Below are 16,539 nucleotides of genomic sequence, written 5' to 3'. Positions count from 1 at the left end.
ACCGAATTCAAATCCTCATGAAAAACTTATTTCTGTACGGCGCGCTGCTTTCACTGGCTGCAACGGGCTGTAATACCTCACTGGAAAGCAGCGCCTCTGGTGAAAGACCTGCGGAAGCGACTGTGGCGCAGTATAGTATAGAGCAGTTTCTGGCAAACGAAGATGTGAACGGGGGCTACCTCTCTCCGGACAACAGTAAGGTGCTGGTAACAAGCAACCGGAGCGGTATATATAACCTGTATGAGATACCGGTGAGCGGAGGCGAGTGGACGGCTCTGAGCCAGTCTGACAGTTCTAACCTGGAGGCACAGGGGTACTTCCCTAATGATGAGCGGGTACTGTTTGCCATGGATAATAACGGTGACGAAAGGTACCACCTTTATGTAAGGGAAGAGGACGGCGCGGTACGGGACCTTACACCCTATGAAGGGGCCCGGGCGCTGATGTATGGCTTTTCGCATGATGGGGAGTCTGTTTATTTTGCCTCTAACCAACGTGATAACCGGTATATGGACTTGTATCGTATGGATACGGATACGGAGACGTATACGCCTGAGCTGATATACGAAAATACTGAAGGCTATGACATCAATGAAGTATCGAACAGCGGAAGGTATATCGCATTGGGGAAAGCGATAAATACGAATGACAGTGACCTGTACCTGTATGATGTGGAAAAAGATGAGATGAGGCAGGTGAACAAGGCAAGGTCGGCAAATAGTGCGCAGGATTTCAGTGTAAATGACGATACGCTATTTTATACAACGGATGAGGGCTCGGAGTACCGCTACCTGATGGCGTATGACATAGCGACTGACTCGACGGATAAAATATACCAGGCGGAGTGGGATGTATGGTCAGGCTACTTTTCACATGATGGCAAGTACCGGATCACGGTGGTAAATGAGGATGCGGCAAGCACGGTGGAGGTGATAGAGACTAAAACGAGTGACGTGGTGGACTTTCCTACGTATGAGAATGGTGATATCACGGGGGTGCGTATGTCGCGGGATGAGGGGATGATGACCTACTATGTAGGCGGCTCAGGCACGCCATCGGATCTGTATGTATTTAATCTGGCGACTGAAGAGGCGACGAAACTTACGGATGTGCTTAATGACGAAATAGACCGTGAGGACCTGGTTTCTGCGGAGGTGGTGCGCTATGAGTCATTTGACGGAACGACTATACCGGCGATATACTACAAGCCTAAGCAGGCCTCGCCAGACCAGCCGGTGCCGGCACTGGTATGGGTGCACGGCGGACCGGGCGGACAGAGCCGCCAGAACTACAGCGGCCTGATGCAATACCTTGTGAACCATGGGTACGCAGTGCTGGCGGTGAATAACCGTGGCAGTAGCGGCTATGGAAAAACCTTTTACCGGATGGATGATCAGAACCACGGGGAAAAGGACCTGCAGGATGTGGTGGAAGGAAAAAACTGGCTGGCAAAGCAGCCTGACATCATGGGTGACCGCATTGGTATCATCGGGGGCTCATACGGCGGCTACATGGTGATGGCGGCAATGGCTTATGAGCCGGAAGTATTTGATGTAGGGGTAAACCTGTATGGGGTAACTAACTGGCTGAGAACCCTGCGGAGCATACCGCCATGGTGGGAAAGCTTTAAAACGGCGCTGTATGAAGAGATGGGTGACCCTGACACGGCGGATTCGGTAAGGTTAAAGGCGATCTCTCCGCTGTATCATCCGGATGATATTTCGAAACCGCTGATGGTGCTGCAGGGCTCTCAGGACCCTCGTGTGCTTAAAGTGGAATCTGACGAGATAGTGGAGGCAGTACGTGCAAAAGGGGTACCTGTGGAGTATGTGCTGTTTGAGGATGAAGGACATGGATTTCGCAAAAAGGAGAACCAGCTGGAGGCCTATAGTAAAATACTGACTTTCCTGGATGCTTACCTGGCAGGCAGTGAAAGGGCCTCTGTGGAATAGGCCAGAGAGGTAATTCCCCAAAAAAAGAGAGACCGCAACCTTAAGGGATGCGGTCTCTCTTTTTTTAAAGCAAGTCCCTCATTGGCCGGTGGTTCCTGTGCTGTGTGCTCGTCTGAGCTTTCTGCGTCTTTTGACCCAGCGAGCCAAAAAGATGCCGATGCCTATAAGCAGCAGAATGGGCCACAGGGTAACGGTGGCTACCATGATATCCTCCAGCAGTTCCCAGCCGGTCTTAAAGCCATCGGTAAGGCGCGAACCAAATGCTGCGGTGGCTATGGGGGGTTCATCTACAGGCTTATGGAGTTGTATGGTGAGGGTGCTGTAGGCTACCTGGTTGCTCAGGAGGCGAAGCTGGCCTTCCATTGACTCTATTTCGGCACGTTCGGCAGCAATGGAGCGCTCTATTTTCAGCATGTCTTCCACCTTCTCTGCCTTCTTCAATAGCTGGCGGTAGCGTTCTTCAAGCTCTTTTTTAGTTTTGAGGCGCTCGGAAAGGTCCACGTACCGTGCGGTGACATCCACTACTTTTATATCACGTTCATCAAAGTGGGACACTCCTTCGGAAACGGCGGTAAGTAGCTTGTCAAAATTGTTATTGGGCACACGCAGTACAAGGGTATAGCGGATGCGATTGTACATGCGCTCTTCATTGTCCTGAGCGATAAAGCCATCGAGCTTTTCAAGTGAGCGTACTATCCGTTGCCTGGTTTCGCGGGGATCATCGGTCTCCCAGGCGAGCCTGCCGGTACGTACCATTTTCTTATCCGGCTGGTTTTCTGCCTTTGTGTCTGTTTCTACCTCTTCTTCCTGCTGAGTGGCGAGCTTCTCTGACTCGGAGGTAAGCACGGCCTCATAGGATGCCCCATCGGTTGTACTAAGGCTCTCAGGGGCTTCCTTACAGCTTATGAGACACAGAAAAATGAAAATAATTATACTATTTTTCATGGTTCCTTCGGTTGGTTTCCACAAGTAACGACTCGCTTCTAAGAGATATTTCATATTGAAACTACCAAAATATCTTATCATTCTCTTACCGTTTGACGGGTTACCTGTTAGTAATGGTAAAAAAAGTACCGCTGAAATGCTCATTTGTAGGCATTTTACCAGCGGTTTACTATTTTAAGTGACTAATAGACAGATGGGTAGACTAGTTACTATACATACCTGCGAGGCATATCCTGAGGCGTTTATGCTTCGCTCCCGACTGGAGGCGAACGGAATCCCGTGTTTTGTAGCTGATGAGCATATGCATACGCTCTATGGCATGGTGGGTAATTTTATTGGTGGCATAAGGCTGCAGGTGCGTGGCGAGGATGTGATGCTGGCCAAAACACTGCTGAATGAATTACCTGCCTGGGAAGAGGATCCGGGTGATGCAGAACCTGTACTACATTCTATAACGTCCGGCAAAGCAAATGCTGAAGTGGCGGAAATACTCTGTCCGGCGTGTGCTTCTGACAACTGTCGCCGGGAGAATGGCCTCGGACTCCCTGAGTCGTTCAGTGTATTTCTTCAGGGCTTTCCTTTTCTGCGGCCCAGGTATCGCTACCGTTGCTTCGGATGTTCGCACCAGTGGGAGGATAAACCCTGAGCTTTCCTTTACCTCAACCTTATTTATAAAACCATGTGATGCTTTGCAGGTTATTCTTGAAATGGCATTCGATGCCTTGAAAAATAAAGAATGACTATGAGTTCACAGGTTTTTGAACTGGATTACGCATCATATCCTCTTATAACATTTGCTATACATGACGGCCATGATATACGGCCTGAGCTGGCAGAAAAATATAACTTATCAGATAAAGAACGACTGCGGGAAGAGGACCCTTTTACCCGGGCGTTTACGGAGGTAAGTCCTAACCGTATGGTGGGCAGCCGGAGTCGCTTTGAGGTGGACCTGAACCGGCCGCCATCGAAGGCGGTATACCTGAAGCCTGAAGATGCCTGGGGCCTGGAGGTGTGGAAAAAGAAGCCTACAAAGAAGGAGATCGAGCGATCAATGAAAATCTATAAGGCTTTCTATGATCACGTACACACACTTATCACCACTACGATAGAGCAGTTTGGCTTTGCGCTGATATACGATATACATTCTTACAACTATAAGCGTGAAGGGCCGAGAAAGGAGGCTGACCCGGATGAGAACCCCGAAATAAACCTGGGTACTGAGTTTAATGACCTGGCGATATGGGAGCCGGTGGTGGGTTCTATGGCCGCATCGATTCGCAAGGCGGACTATTTTGGCCGCTCGCTGGATGTAAGGGAAAATGTAAAATTCGGGGGTGGCTACTTCCCTGAGTGGATATACGAACACTTCGGCAGCCGATGCCTTTGCATTTCTATTGAGTTTAAAAAGATCTTTATGAGCGAGTGGAAGGGTAAGGCACACCGGGAGAAGGTGGAAAGGCTGAAGGAGATCCTGGCCGGTACGGTAGAGCCTACCCTAAAAGCGGCCCGCATAGTGGCGAAGCAACAGGAGGGATGGGTGAAAAAATAGGCGACGTCCGTCCTGCAAAGTTTACCTGGGCAGAAATACAGGAAAAAATACATACAGATAAAAGCGTCCATACGGCCTTGCCGGATGGGGGCTTTTTATCTTTTGACCATCGCTTTCCCTTTCTGTGCCTTTATCGCTTTGCAAAAGGTGACCGTGACGAGAGCATGGTACGCCTGATACGGGGCCAGGCTAACTACCTGCTGGTGCCCCAGGAAGACATGGAGCTGCCGGATGTGTATCGCAACCTGATCGGGAGCATATCGGAGGTGAGAAAAGAAGCGTTTGATGCTTTTCTGCTGGTGGAGGTGTGGTCTCAAAAAACGGTGGATGATGCGGAGCCTTCCTTTCATCTTTTTGCTCCACGCAGCATGGCACAATCTACCCGCCAGATTCTTGAAGATGGCCTGAAGGAGCTGTCTATGTCTGTGCCAGGCTCAGTAGTGGTAACGGAAAGGGGGGACATACGGCACCCGGCTGGTAAGGGTCCCGCATTTTCCATTGATGAATATAAGGAGAATAGTGTGCTGGCGCTGGGTATTCAAATGCCACTGTTTTTCGGAACGGTGGATACCATCCGGTATCCTATCCCCTTCCGCTCTTTTAAGAGTCACTTCACACGGTTAGTTAAGAAAGCCATTTTTGAATTTATCAGGGTGCAGACGACTATTTCATTTGCCCACTTTGGTGTGCTGGGTACGAGCCTGCTGGAGGAGCGGGTAAGGGAGGTGGATGCCCAACTGGCGGAGATCAATAATACGTATGACTTTCTGCTGGCGGTAACGCCGGTCAACACCGCTGAGGAGTGGGAAAGATTTAAGCAAAATAACTGCTCTGAACCTCCAGTATTTCGCTACCGCCTGCTGCCGGCAGATCCGGAAAAGATGAAGCGTGACCTGTATGATATCAGCATTGACCGCATAGATGACCCTACGCTGGCTTTTCTGCTGCATGACAAACGGGCGGAAATGGACAAGGAAATAAGCATGCTGGAGGAGCGAAATACGCAGCAGTTTTTGTACAACAGCTTTCGCCTGTATGGCAAGCCGGATGCTGAGCTGGTAAACCTAGCGAAAGCGATACTGGATGAACTACGAACCGGCGATGAGGAAGAGGAACCGGACCGGGTGAGCCCGGAGGCGTTCAGGAGACAGGGCGAAAGGTATATACAGGCTCTTCGAAACCAGGATGGGGCCTTTGGCTGTGACATCAGAATACGTAAAGACCTGGATGGTATTATGGTGAGCCGCGGGTGTCTGATGATATCGGATACCTTCTACAGCCCGGCCCACCGGGTGGCTCCTCTGCTGGAACATGAGATAGGCACGCACTCTGTCACTTACTATAACGGTAAGAAGCAGCCTCTGGAGTTGTTTTATGTAGGCCTGGCAGGGTATGATGAGTGGCAGGAGGGCCTGGCGGTATTTTCTGAATATATGGCCGGTGGTCTTACCCGTGCGAGGCTGCGGCTGCTGGCCGCACGGGTGATAGCGGCAAACCACCTGGCGGAGGGGGCGGACTTCATAGAAAACTACGGTATGCTCCAGGCTGAACACGGCTTTGGCGAACGAACGGCGTTTAATATCACTACGCGCATACACCGGGGCGGCGGACTTACTAAAGATGCCATCTACCTGAGGGGGTTCCAAAAGCTGCTCCACTACATGCAGCACCATGATGAAATGGAGCACCTATATGTGGGCAAACTGGCGGAGAAGCATATACCTTACATTGAAGAACTTTTATACAGGAGTATCCTGAAAAAACCTGAGGTGCTACCACTTTTTCTGCATCAAAATAAACTCAAGGAGAAGCTGGCGGAAATCAGATCATATCAATCAATCACTGAATTAGCTACACATTAATATGAGGATCGCATTTGTCGTAAATGACGTAGCCACTGAAAAGGAGAATTACACGACTCCGCAATTGGCTTTCTCCGTATTGAAGCGGGAACACGACGTATACCTGCTTGGGGTGGGTGACCTGGCTTACTATTCGGAGGGCTGCATGGGGGGCCGGGCGAAAAAGGTGCCGGCTAAGAAGTTTAAGTCCACAAAATCGATGATGGAGGGGGTAAGGGAGGCAGAGTACACGAAGATACTGGACTCTGACCTTGATGTGATCTTTCTGAGAAACAACCCTTCGGACGATATGATCGAGAGGCCGTGGGCAACTAATGCCGCGCTGATATTCGGGCAGATCGCCATTAAAAACGGCTGTATCGTAGTAAATGATCCTCGGAGCCTGGGTAATGCCATGAATAAGATGTACTTCCAGCATTTTCCTGAGAAGATCAGGCCTAAAACCATCATCACCCGAAACCGTAAGGAGATCATGGACTTTTACCTGAGTCAGAAAAAGAAAATTGTACTGAAACCGCTCCAGGGGTCTGGGGGTACGAATGTATTCCTGGTAGACTCGAAGAGTGAAAAGAACATGAACCAGATGATCGATGCGATCAACCGTGATGGCTTTATCATTGCACAGGAGTACCTGCCGGACGCGAGCGAGGGGGACATCCGGCTCTTTGTACTGAATGGCCATGCGCTGTGTGTGGATGGTAAATATGCTGCCATGCGCCGGAGGAACAGTTCGGGGGATGTGCGCAGCAACATCCATGCAGGGGGCCAACCGGAGCGTGTAAAGGTGGATGATAATATACTGGACCTGGTAAAGGTGGTACGGCCTAAGTTGCTACAAGACGGGATGTTTCTGGTAGGCCTGGATATAGTGGGTGATAAGCTGATGGAGATCAACGTATTCAGCCCGGGGGGGCTCAACATCTTATCTGAAATGGAAGGGGCTAATTTTTCAGAAGAAGTTATACGTAAGCTGGAGGATAAGGCGTACTATAACTCTATCTATGATCGCTCCCTGGATAATAAACTGGCCTCTATGCTCTAAGGGGATTCCCGGCCTCAGAGTGTGAGGCTGGGGGTACTCAGGTTGGTATTGCCGTTGGAATCATCATTGATATTAAAGTTATGGAAGGCTGCTTTGGCGGCTTCATATCCATGGTTCCAGCGCTTTTTATTCATTTCCGGACCAAAATCGAGGGCATCGCCCAGTTCTATTACGGGTGATATTAGTACGGGTTTAAAGTACTTAAGGGGTCGTCCACTGAGGGATGTGAGGGTTACATTCTGGCTGCCGGCCTGCTTGACAAGGTGGTTTATGCGCAGAAACTCCTGAAGGTCATTCAGGAATACTTCATTAAGGGCTATGTCCACAAGACTGCGCTTGGCGATATTGAAAATATTATCGGCCGCTTTTTCATTTGGGATGAGGGGCTTCTCCTTTTTAAAGGAAAAGGGGGCGTAGTTTATGATGAAAATAACATCGGGTCTGCCGCCGGCATTTTCGTCTACGAGTACATCTTTGAGGGGGCTATTATTTCTGAGACCACCATCTACTGCCTGAAAGACGTCTCCTTTCTTGCTTTTGAGCGTACGGATAGGCTCCCAGAAAACGGGCATGAGGGATGAGGCCAGCACACCGTCCTGCAGGGTTTTATCGTCTGCAAAATCATCCTGGCTATAGCTGTAGTACTTGCCGTCTACCAGTGAGACGGCTCCTATGAGTGTGCGGTGAACAAAATCATTTTTCTTAATGTGGGTGCGCACCAGCTTATCCAGGGGCTCATAGCTGAGTATGCCTTTTTTCCCTCTTAATATCCTCCAAACGGCAGGCAATACTTTTACCTGGCCGGTGTAGACCTGATCATTATCCAGATTACGCCATACGTCGAGCAGGGTCTTATACTTATCCTGTCCCAGCATGGTGGCATTGAGGCAGCCTACGGAAACACCGCTATAAACGAGGGGCTCTAGTTCGCCTTTGTATTTTTCCAGAATAACTTCGTGAATAAACTGGAGGGCACCTACCTGGAAAGCTCCCTTGGCTCCCCCGCCGCTCATGACGATCGCGTATTTTTTATTCATAGATTTGGTTGTTGTACACCTCTATAAATTTTCAATCGCGCTACTTTGTTAGTTTACACGACAAAATATCAGAGTACAGCTAATCCGGAGCGGTGGTATCTGCACTTATGAGCCCGGGATCAAACTGCATAAAAGCATCCCTGGCAGCCATCCATCCGGCATTCCACCGGCGCACCATGGTTTCTTTCCGGTAATCATTGGTATCTCCCAGGGCAGTAGATGGTGAGACGATTACGTTATTGACAAATCGCATGGGCTTCAGGCTGCTATTTAATTCGGTAACGGCCATGGAGCCGTTTCTGAGCAGGTGATTTATGCGTACAAACTCTTTTACATCACGGGCAAATAATATATCCGGTGCTGCCTCACCGTAGAGGGAAAAGGCCAGTGAAATAGCGTCATCCTTTTCGGGCCTCCTCAGCAAGCCTTTAAAGGTATTTTCCCTTTCATATGGATTAAATGCGGTGGTGGATAAAATGAAAATGATATCGGGATCATAAGCCAGTACCTCTCCTATAGGCCTGGCATGCATGGCGCTGCCATCCACTACAGCCCTGAGGGGTCCCTGTCTGCTGTTGAGTGACTTAACAGGATCCATATACCCGGGTGTCCGCATAGAAGCAGTAGCGGCGTGCTGCAGATCATTTGTTGTACTAAAGTCCGTGTTACTGAGGGTGAAGTAGCGACCGTCGCGCAGGGAAGCCAGGTGCATGAGTACGGTAATCTTAAGGTCTTCAAGTCTGACGTATTTTCGCACCAGCTTATCCAGTATACCTGCGCCATACAGGCCTCCGGCCCCTCTGAGCACTTTCCACGCTGTCTGCCACCTAGCGGGTGTCCTGCGCTCCACTCCCAGGCTTTTCCATGTGCTAAGCAACTCAGGGTATTTGTGCATGGCTAACATGAGCGCCGTATAGGTACTGGTGGAGGAGCCTGAAAACAGGGAGTATTCTAATTGCGGAAAGCGAAAATTCACATGCAGATGGATGTATTCCAGTGCGCCTACATGAAACGCGCCTCTTGCCCCTCCCCCGCTCATCACGATGGCAACTTTTAACTTTTCCATTAACTAACATTCTGTCTACGGAGGAAAACAGAAGGGAATGATATAGCCAGGTTTGAAAGGTCTCGGTTACATTCTGTGTAGTTTTCTCCTTATGATTTTAGAATGAAATTATGGAACAGGATTACATTTAAAAACACGGATAACCGCGAAAAAATAATCACTGTTTTCGGGGACGCGAAATGTAGCAGAATATGTATGAATGAAAGGCGGGTGTTTTTTCAAAACCTCCCTACTTCGTGTATGCCATTTTCCAATGCATACTTTACCAGCCCTACGGTATTGCGCACGTTTAGCTTGCTTAAGAGGTTCTTACGGTGAGTCTCTACCGTATGGGTGCTAATGTACAGCCGCTCGGCTATTTCGGGGGTGGTACATTCCTCCACTATCAGGCGTAATACGTCCTTTTCGCGCTGGGTAAGCTCAAAGGTACGCTGCCGGGTGTGGCCTACGAGGCTTTCCATTACCGTCCGGCTTATGTCGGGTGTAAAAAAGGTTTCGCCACCGGCTATGCTCCTTATCGCATTCATAAGGGTGGATTGCTCGGTATTCTTAAGTACGTAGCCCGAAGCACCGCTTTTAAGCAGGTTACGTATAAACTCGGGCTTTTTGTACATGGTGAGCACCAGTATTTTTATATCAGGATGATGCTCTTTGAGGTACCGGGTAGTTTGTATGCCATCGCCATTTGGCATATTTATATCCATGATGATGAGGTCTGCTTTCTCAGCTTTTTTTACCAGGCGGAGTACGTCATCGCCCGAGTAGGCCTCACCTATCAGATGGATATCGGGCTGTGAGTGAAGCATGAGTTTGAGACCGTCTACAACCAGACGGTGATCGTCAGCAATTATTATATTGATCATGGTGTGGGTATTTCTGCAGTGATAGATGCCCCTCTGCCGGGCTGTGCGTCTACATGTAAGTGGCCGTTTAGCGACCTTACTCTATCGGCCACGTTTTGAAGCCCGACGCCATCGCCGGTACCTGCTCCGGGCGTAAACCCTACGCCATCGTCCTCCACCAGCAGTATGATCTCATCATCCAGCTTATTTACCTGAATGGTGATCATGGTGGCTTCGGCATGCTTCATTATGTTGCTCACTAACTCCTGTACTATCCGGTACAGGTTTAGCTCGAGGGTATTTTCAATCCTGTCATGCAGGTTTATGATCTGCAGGTGCACACGGTATTGCTGGCTGCTTTCAAGGGTTTCTTTGAGGTCTTCGAGGGCAGCACTAAGTCCGAACTTGGTGAGGACACCGGAGAGCATATTGTGTGATATTTCTCTTACTTCGTTTACAGCCCGGTCGAGCAGTTCACCCATTTTATCCCGCTGCCCATTGCACTCGCTACCATTTCCAGCCATGGCCATATGATCATAGGCATTCATGTGCAGTTTTACAGCGGATAGGGTGTTTCCAAGCCTGTCGTGCAGGTCGGTGGCTATCCGGTAGCGTTCCTTTTCCTGACCATCCAGCATGGCGTGAAGACGCTTTTGCTCATGCTCATGCAGCATTTTGCTTATTTCGTTATGGTGTAGCTTTGTTTGTTTTTCCGCCAGCTGCTTCAGCGCCCTCTGCCGCTGGCTGTAGAACACAATGATCAATACGGTCAGGATAAGTACGATGGAAAGAAAGGTGTATAGGGTGTTTTTCTCCTTTAGGCTTTGGACCAGGGCGGCTTCCTTGGTAGCCAGCTCCTGCTCCTTCAGGTCGTTCTGATACCTGGCCTCCATCTCCTCTATCTTTTCCCTTACTCTATTTTGTGTATCTGCCTCCTTAAGGCTGTCGTAAATGTTAAAGCTTCGTTCTGCCTGTAAGGTGTTGCCTTTTCGTAGGTAGGCACGTATAGACCACTCTTCCAAGCTCTGATAGGTTTTCATATCACCATATTGCAGGGCTATCTCTTTACTTTCACCAAGTATATTCAAAGCCTCCTCCGGCTGGTCCAGATTAAGGTATACGACGCCTATATTAATCCCCACCCTTGGCAGGTTATGATAATCTTCCATATTACTAAAGCCCTCCCTTGCTTCCAGGTAATAGGTAAGCGCTGTCTCCGGATTCCCCCTGCTTTCCTCAATCATCCCAAAGTTCTGCTTTATGCCTGGCAGGTAAAGGGTAGCTCCGAGCTCTTCAAATCCATCGTAGGCTATTTGAAGGTAGTAGGCAGCAGAATCAAGATTATAGTCTTCATACCCTTCTGTATAGTATAAGGTACCCAGAGAGTTAGCAACGTAGTTCACTCTTAACTGATCCCCGGTTTGTTTATATAATCTCAATGCCTTTTGCAGGTATTTCATGGCCTTATCGGGCTGGCCACTATCTGCATAATAGTTACCGAGGTTGGTATAATTATTAGCCAGTCCGGCCAGCTCCCCCATACTTTGGTTAATAGTCGCTGCTAAAAGGTAGTCATCTACTGCCTCCAAGAATTTGCTGGCATTTTTATAGGCCACGCCCCGGCTATTGAGCGCCTCTGCCACCCCCAGGGAATCATTTGCTTCTTTGAACAGGGAAATAGCTTCCTCAAAGGCCGCCATGGCTTCTTCAAGTCGACCTTCTTTTGCCAGCTTTTTGGCCTCCTGACGGAAATATTCACCATCTGTTTCGCCTTCTGAAATGCGGTATAGGCTGTCTACAATATAAGGCGCAGTAAAGCCTCTTAAACTGAAAAGCAAAAGGTTGAGGAAAAGAAATATCCTTAGTTTCATCTTGTATAGGCTTGGGATATTTCAATTTAAAGATATGATGGATTTATTCCAAACTAAGTAACTATGTTACACTTGATAATATCTAATATAATTTAACTACGAAGAAAAAAAGCCCCTTATTTCACCAAAAACAGCCAATTATAACCTCATTTATTTTCAGGTAATTGTAATCCATGGCAAAAATTACCCGCCATTTTCCGGAAGCAGTTGTCGCGGACAGAAGAGGTTAGGTGATTTTGGTAAAAAAAGGAGCTCCAAAAGTGTTATTCAGGATCAGGTGTCTGCATCTATGTAGTAAGAGGTGCTATTGCCTTCCCCTCCCCCGCCGTCTCCGGCCAGTACAGACAATTTTACCTTCCGCTCATTAATGATACTTGGTACCACAAAGTCTCTCGCGCCCAGCAGTAAATTTCCGGGATTAATGGATAATTGCTCTCCCACATCCACCCCTGCCGGCGGATTTCCGGCTGTAAACCCGATGATCTCGTAGAAACGGGTGTCTCCTTCTATTTTATACTCTTCACTACCAAACTGCCTCCAGTGGTATACATAGGCAGGGTCGACACTGACCCTGTACCTAAGCTTGATGTTCACATTAACATTGGTTGTGGGAAGATTAGTGGAAAACAGGTGAACATAGGGTTTGAATTGATCATTCATAAGTTAGTATGTTTTATAATGGATAGATTAATCTGTAATTGTACGGTCAGAGGCTTTTCAGGTGGCTGATGAGCTTTTTAACAGAAATACAGCCATGACCAGACTCTATGCTGAATGCGTTACTATATGTGCAGCCAGCCATGATTGCCTCAACCTGGCTGGGAGAGGGATAAAGATTTTTAGCATGATATACCTGTAGAAGGAGTGCAACGAGCCCGCTGAAATAGCTGCAGGCAAATGAAGAGCCTGTATCGTTAGTGTACTGCTGCCCCGGCGCCAGCCCGCAGAGGTTACTGCCAGGGGCCGTAAAATCCAGAAACTGCCCTTTTGCCTTTCGCGCAGCGTATGTGCCCCGGTCATGCCCTGCTATAGCGAGGGTCTCCTGTAGTGCAGCCGGATAATCCACATTATCTACTCCGTTATACTCATAGTTACCTGCCTGGGCCACCAGCACAATCCCTCTGCGAAAAGCCTCCCTGATCAGATTCAGGATACGCCGGTCTGCAGGCAGGTGCCTGATACTCATATTTATGATATCAACCCCTTCTTCAAAAGCGCAAACCAGGCTTTTTTCCAGTGCATAAGGGACTATCCTCTGGCTGGAATCCATTACCCGGTAACAGTACATGGCAGCCCCGGGAGCCACCCCATGCAGTCTGCCTGGCTTACCGCACCCATCTGCCCCGATCACACCGGCCACCATGGTGCCATGCTTGTGTGAAACTGTCTTATCAGGATATTTCACCCAATTATCGGTAATGAGATCAAAGGATTTGTGTTGATTTTGCCGGAAAGATGAGTGCTCCAGGTCTACAGCACCATCTAGGATGGCGATCTTTACTCCGCTTCCGTCCATCCTGGTTTTCACTCCGTTTACTTTTATTTCTTCCTTATGCAAGTCAAGCAGTTCCTGCTCTACTCCCCAGTGGGGCCTCTCTGAAATTTTACTCCCGCCGCTATCGTTGGACGAATTATACCTCTGCGCGAGTTGTTCCTGCTTCATACCTTCACCTCGTTAATTTGATATGTGGTAAAAGTGTCTGAAAAATAAAGGAGTTGAAACACGAATTCCGGTTATATTCCTACTACCTGAATTCAGGGAGCGATAAGGATCCCGTAAGGCAAAAAGGCTACCTCACGTAAAGGAAGGCTGGAATATGAGAGGCCTTACATGACCTTAGGTGGGTATAGCTGTCCCGTCAAATGCAGGGTCACTTTCCACGGGGATGAAATTCCATGATAGTCTGCCGCAGAAAATCACGGTCAAGATGGGTGTAGATTTCGGTGGTGGTAATAGACTCATGGCCTAACATGTCCTGTACCGCTCTCAGGTCTGCCCCCCCCTCTATCAGATGGGTGGCAAAGCTATGCCTGAATGTATGCGGACTGATATTTTTGGCTATTCCTGCTCTGGCTACCAGCTCCTTCAGCGCCATAAATACATAATTTCGGGTGAGCATGGCACCGCGGCGATTGAGAAACAGTATATGTTCATGACCTTTTTTCGGGGCAAAATGTACCCTGACGTGCTCGCGGTACATCTGTATGTACTTGAGGGCACTACTGCCGATAGGCACAAGCCTTTCCTTATTGCCCTTGCCCAATACTCTCAAAAACCCCGGTCCTCCCTCGCCGGCATACACATGGTTGAGGTGCAAAGAAACAAGCTCACTTACCCGCAATCCTGAACTATAGAGTGTTTCCAGCATAGCCCGGTTACGCACGCCATGGTCAGTACTCATATCTATACTTTCCAGAATGGCATCTATCTCATGAACTTCCAGGGTGTCGGGCAGCTTACGGCCCAGGCGGGGGGCTTCCAGTAATTCGGAAGGATCAGTAGGGAGGTAATCCTCAAAAACAAGAAAGCGATAAAATTGTCTGATACCACTAATAATGCGCGCCTGAGAGTAGGCGGAGAGGCCTTTTTTGGCCAGATACTGGATAAAACTCCTCAGCCATGGCAGGGTAGCCTCAAGGGGGCTGGCTGGTCCATTGGAGATTTGAGCAAACTGTTTTAGTTTTACCACATCCCGCTCATAAGCATCGATGGAGTTGGCCGCCAGCGACCGCTCGAGACGGAGGTGATTCCTGAATTGCTTTAGGTAATTATCCCACTTATCCATTTGTATCCTTCTGGCCGGAAAGATAATGTATTTTTAGCTATGAAGATCGCTATTGTAAACGGACCTAATCTGAACCTGCTGGGTAAGCGGCAGCCTGAAATATACGGGCACCAGTCATTTGAAGCTTTCTTTGATGCACTTGTTAAAGAATATGAGGGAAATGAACTGACGTATTTTCAAAGCAATAGCGAAGGTGCACTGGTAGACCACCTGCACAGTAAGGGGTTTGGAGAGGCAGACGGAATCATTCTGAACGCCGGAGCCTATACCCACACATCTGTGGCACTGGCCGATGCGGTGGCAGGCATAGAAACACCGGTGCTGGAGGTGCATATCTCCAACATATATGCCCGCGAGGCGTTTCGTCATCACAGCTACCTGGCACCGGTGTGTGCAGGTACTATTGCCGGCCTGGGATTAAAAGGCTACAGGCTGGCCTTAGAGTATTTCATCGATAAAAAGTAATGGTCACGCAATGACAACCACCTTTAACCCGGGGCCATCCAAAGTATACCCGGAAATACCTGCCTATGTGCAGGATGCATACGATCAGGGAATTCTTAGTATTAACCACCGCAGTGAGGGCTTTATGACACTGTGCCGCGAAGCGGTGGAACTCCTTAAAGACAGGTTATCTATCCCGGATAGCTACAGGATCGTTTTCACCTCCAGTGCCACCGAGTGCTGGGAGGTGATCGCCCAATCCCTTACCCGCACCATGAGCTATCACTTCTACAACGGCTCCTTCGGTGAGAAGTGGTTCACTTTTGCCAAAAATATCCGGCCTAAGGCTAAAGCCACTACCTTTGATCTGACCAAGATGCCGGATTTTGAATCTATAAAACTGCCAAAGGCTACGGAGATACTGTGCTTTACGCATAACGAAACTTCCAACGGCACGCGTATACCGCAGATGGCTCTGGAAAGTATACACCGGAAGTACCCGCAAGCCCTTATCGCCATTGATGCCACCAGCTCACTGGGTGGCATAGCCCTTGACTTTAGCCGTATAGACATTGCCTACGGTTCTGTACAAAAGTGCCTGGGACTACCGGCAGGCCTGGGCCTTATGATCCTGAGTCCGCGGGCCGTAGAACGCGCCCGCCAGCTAAACGAGGGGGGGCACTATAACAGCCTGCTACGCATGCTGGAAAACATGGACAAGTACCAGACCCATTACACCCCTAATGTGCTGGGTATATACCTGCTCAAGCGCAGTATGGAAAAGCGCTATGGCATAGGCCCAATCCATAAGCGGCTGGAGGAGCAGTATAAGGACTTGAGCGAGGTGATTACCAACTCATCTGTACTGGACTGGATGGTGCCGGACGAGTACCTTCGCTCACGCACGGTGCTTGCCGTAAAGGCCCCTGCAGATCGTATAGCGGAGATACACCGCACGGCCAATGAAGCAGGTATACAGCTTGGCAAAGGGTATGGTCCGCACAAGGAGACCAGTTTCCGAATAGCCAACTTTCCGGCCATTGACAGTGAAGATGTAGAAAAGCTTAAGGCATTTTTACTAAATAATTATTCCTGATCTCACCCATTGTCTAATTTACCTCTTTTCATACCTTTGCGGGC

Annotated in this window: 15 protein-coding genes; 7 read left to right on the top strand and 8 right to left on the bottom strand. The window is 48.9% G+C overall.

Going from position 1 to position 16,539, the window contains the following annotated elements; translation table 11 throughout:
• Positions 1-17: 17 nt before the first annotated feature.
• Complete coding sequence (locus AB9P05_RS15480) at positions 18-1,952, top strand: alpha/beta fold hydrolase (protein ID WP_371909735.1); 1,935 nt, start codon at positions 18-20, stop codon at positions 1,950-1,952.
• A 78-nt stretch (positions 1,953-2,030) separates the two neighbouring features.
• Here AB9P05_RS15480 and AB9P05_RS15475 read toward each other — a convergent pair whose 3' ends face one another.
• A complete protein-coding gene (locus tag AB9P05_RS15475; RefSeq protein ID WP_371909734.1) occupies positions 2,031-2,897 on the bottom strand; it encodes a DUF4349 domain-containing protein in 867 nt (288 codons plus the stop codon).
• A 193-nt stretch (positions 2,898-3,090) separates the two neighbouring features.
• Here AB9P05_RS15475 and AB9P05_RS15470 point away from each other — a divergent pair, with 193 nt between their 5' ends.
• The 4 genes from AB9P05_RS15470 (at position 3,091) to AB9P05_RS15455 (ending at position 7,353) form a co-directional block, all read left to right on the top strand.
• Positions 3,091-3,543, top strand: a complete 453-nt coding sequence (locus tag AB9P05_RS15470) for a DUF2007 domain-containing protein (RefSeq protein ID WP_371909733.1) — start codon at positions 3,091-3,093, stop codon at positions 3,541-3,543.
• 96 nt (positions 3,544-3,639) lie between these two features.
• Positions 3,640-4,449 (top strand): N-formylglutamate amidohydrolase, encoded by an 810-nt coding sequence (locus AB9P05_RS15465; protein ID WP_371909732.1) that lies wholly within the window; start codon positions 3,640-3,642, stop codon positions 4,447-4,449.
• Positions 4,434-6,311, top strand: a complete 1,878-nt coding sequence (locus AB9P05_RS15460; RefSeq protein ID WP_371909731.1) for a flavohemoglobin expression-modulating QEGLA motif protein — start codon at positions 4,434-4,436, stop codon at positions 6,309-6,311. Before AB9P05_RS15465 ends, AB9P05_RS15460 begins: the two co-directional genes overlap by 16 nt.
• Before the next feature lies 1 nt (position 6,312).
• A complete protein-coding gene (locus AB9P05_RS15455; protein WP_371909730.1) occupies positions 6,313-7,353 on the top strand; it encodes a glutathione synthetase in 1,041 nt (346 codons plus the stop codon).
• A 14-nt stretch (positions 7,354-7,367) separates the two neighbouring features.
• Here AB9P05_RS15455 and AB9P05_RS15450 read toward each other — a convergent pair whose 3' ends face one another.
• From AB9P05_RS15450 to xerD, 7 genes are all read right to left on the bottom strand, one after another.
• On the bottom strand, positions 7,368-8,390 hold the full coding sequence (locus AB9P05_RS15450) for a patatin-like phospholipase family protein (RefSeq protein WP_371909729.1): 1,023 nt from the start codon (positions 8,388-8,390) through the stop codon (positions 7,368-7,370).
• Between the two features lie 79 nt (positions 8,391-8,469).
• On the bottom strand, positions 8,470-9,456 hold the full coding sequence (locus AB9P05_RS15445) for a patatin-like phospholipase family protein (protein WP_371909728.1): 987 nt from the start codon (positions 9,454-9,456) through the stop codon (positions 8,470-8,472).
• 218 nt (positions 9,457-9,674) lie between these two features.
• Entirely contained in the window at positions 9,675-10,319 is a 645-nt protein-coding gene (locus tag AB9P05_RS15440) for a response regulator (protein ID WP_371909727.1), read from the bottom strand.
• Positions 10,316-12,169, bottom strand: a complete 1,854-nt coding sequence (locus AB9P05_RS15435; RefSeq protein ID WP_371909726.1) for a tetratricopeptide repeat protein — start codon at positions 12,167-12,169, stop codon at positions 10,316-10,318. The genes AB9P05_RS15440 and AB9P05_RS15435 overlap by 4 nt, the downstream gene beginning before the upstream one ends.
• A 273-nt stretch (positions 12,170-12,442) precedes the next feature.
• The gene (locus AB9P05_RS15430) at positions 12,443-12,829 is read right to left on the bottom strand and encodes a hypothetical protein (RefSeq protein WP_371909725.1); all 387 of its coding nucleotides are present in this window, start codon (positions 12,827-12,829) and stop codon (positions 12,443-12,445) included.
• 46 nt (positions 12,830-12,875) lie between these two features.
• A complete protein-coding gene (locus AB9P05_RS15425) occupies positions 12,876-13,832 on the bottom strand; it encodes a S8 family serine peptidase (RefSeq protein ID WP_371909724.1) in 957 nt (318 codons plus the stop codon).
• A 208-nt stretch (positions 13,833-14,040) separates the two neighbouring features.
• A complete protein-coding gene (xerD, locus tag AB9P05_RS15420; RefSeq protein WP_371909723.1) occupies positions 14,041-14,955 on the bottom strand; it encodes a site-specific tyrosine recombinase XerD in 915 nt (304 codons plus the stop codon).
• Between the two features lie 39 nt (positions 14,956-14,994).
• On the opposite strand from xerD, the gene aroQ reads away from it, so the two are divergent.
• Together aroQ and AB9P05_RS15410 are read left to right on the top strand one after the other, a co-directional pair.
• Complete coding sequence (gene aroQ, locus AB9P05_RS15415; RefSeq protein ID WP_371909722.1) at positions 14,995-15,420, top strand: type II 3-dehydroquinate dehydratase; 426 nt, start codon at positions 14,995-14,997, stop codon at positions 15,418-15,420.
• A 10-nt stretch (positions 15,421-15,430) separates the two neighbouring features.
• Positions 15,431-16,495 (top strand): aminotransferase class V-fold PLP-dependent enzyme, encoded by a 1,065-nt coding sequence (locus tag AB9P05_RS15410; RefSeq protein ID WP_371909721.1) that lies wholly within the window; start codon positions 15,431-15,433, stop codon positions 16,493-16,495.
• Positions 16,496-16,539: the final 44 nt, after the last annotated feature.

This window comes from Roseivirga sp. BDSF3-8 (genome assembly GCF_041449215.1).
Taxonomy (GTDB): domain Bacteria; phylum Bacteroidota; class Bacteroidia; order Cytophagales; family Cyclobacteriaceae; genus JBGNFV01.
This window is presented reverse-complemented; position numbering and strand designations above follow the sequence as displayed.

Bases quoted from the DNA above. Each gene is read 5' to 3' on its own strand.
- AB9P05_RS15480 (WP_371909735.1), top strand. From the start codon at position 18: ATGAAAAACTTATTTCTGTACGGCGCGCTGCTTTCACTGGCTGCAACG.
- AB9P05_RS15475 (WP_371909734.1), bottom strand. From the start codon at position 2,897: ATGAAAAATAGTATAATTATTTTCATTTTTCTGTGTCTCATAAGCTGT.
- AB9P05_RS15470 (WP_371909733.1), top strand. From the start codon at position 3,091: ATGGGTAGACTAGTTACTATACATACCTGCGAGGCATATCCTGAGGCG.
- AB9P05_RS15465 (WP_371909732.1), top strand. From the start codon at position 3,640: ATGAGTTCACAGGTTTTTGAACTGGATTACGCATCATATCCTCTTATA.
- AB9P05_RS15460 (WP_371909731.1), top strand. From the start codon at position 4,434: ATGGGTGAAAAAATAGGCGACGTCCGTCCTGCAAAGTTTACCTGGGCA.
- AB9P05_RS15455 (WP_371909730.1), top strand. From the start codon at position 6,313: ATGAGGATCGCATTTGTCGTAAATGACGTAGCCACTGAAAAGGAGAAT.
- AB9P05_RS15450 (WP_371909729.1), bottom strand. From the start codon at position 8,390: ATGAATAAAAAATACGCGATCGTCATGAGCGGCGGGGGAGCCAAGGGA.
- AB9P05_RS15445 (WP_371909728.1), bottom strand. From the start codon at position 9,456: ATGGAAAAGTTAAAAGTTGCCATCGTGATGAGCGGGGGAGGGGCAAGA.
- AB9P05_RS15440 (WP_371909727.1), bottom strand. From the start codon at position 10,319: ATGATCAATATAATAATTGCTGACGATCACCGTCTGGTTGTAGACGGT.
- AB9P05_RS15435 (WP_371909726.1), bottom strand. From the start codon at position 12,169: ATGAAACTAAGGATATTTCTTTTCCTCAACCTTTTGCTTTTCAGTTTA.
- AB9P05_RS15430 (WP_371909725.1), bottom strand. From the start codon at position 12,829: ATGAATGATCAATTCAAACCCTATGTTCACCTGTTTTCCACTAATCTT.
- AB9P05_RS15425 (WP_371909724.1), bottom strand. From the start codon at position 13,832: ATGAAGCAGGAACAACTCGCGCAGAGGTATAATTCGTCCAACGATAGC.
- xerD (WP_371909723.1), bottom strand. From the start codon at position 14,955: ATGGATAAGTGGGATAATTACCTAAAGCAATTCAGGAATCACCTCCGT.
- aroQ (WP_371909722.1), top strand. From the start codon at position 14,995: ATGAAGATCGCTATTGTAAACGGACCTAATCTGAACCTGCTGGGTAAG.
- AB9P05_RS15410 (WP_371909721.1), top strand. From the start codon at position 15,431: ATGACAACCACCTTTAACCCGGGGCCATCCAAAGTATACCCGGAAATA.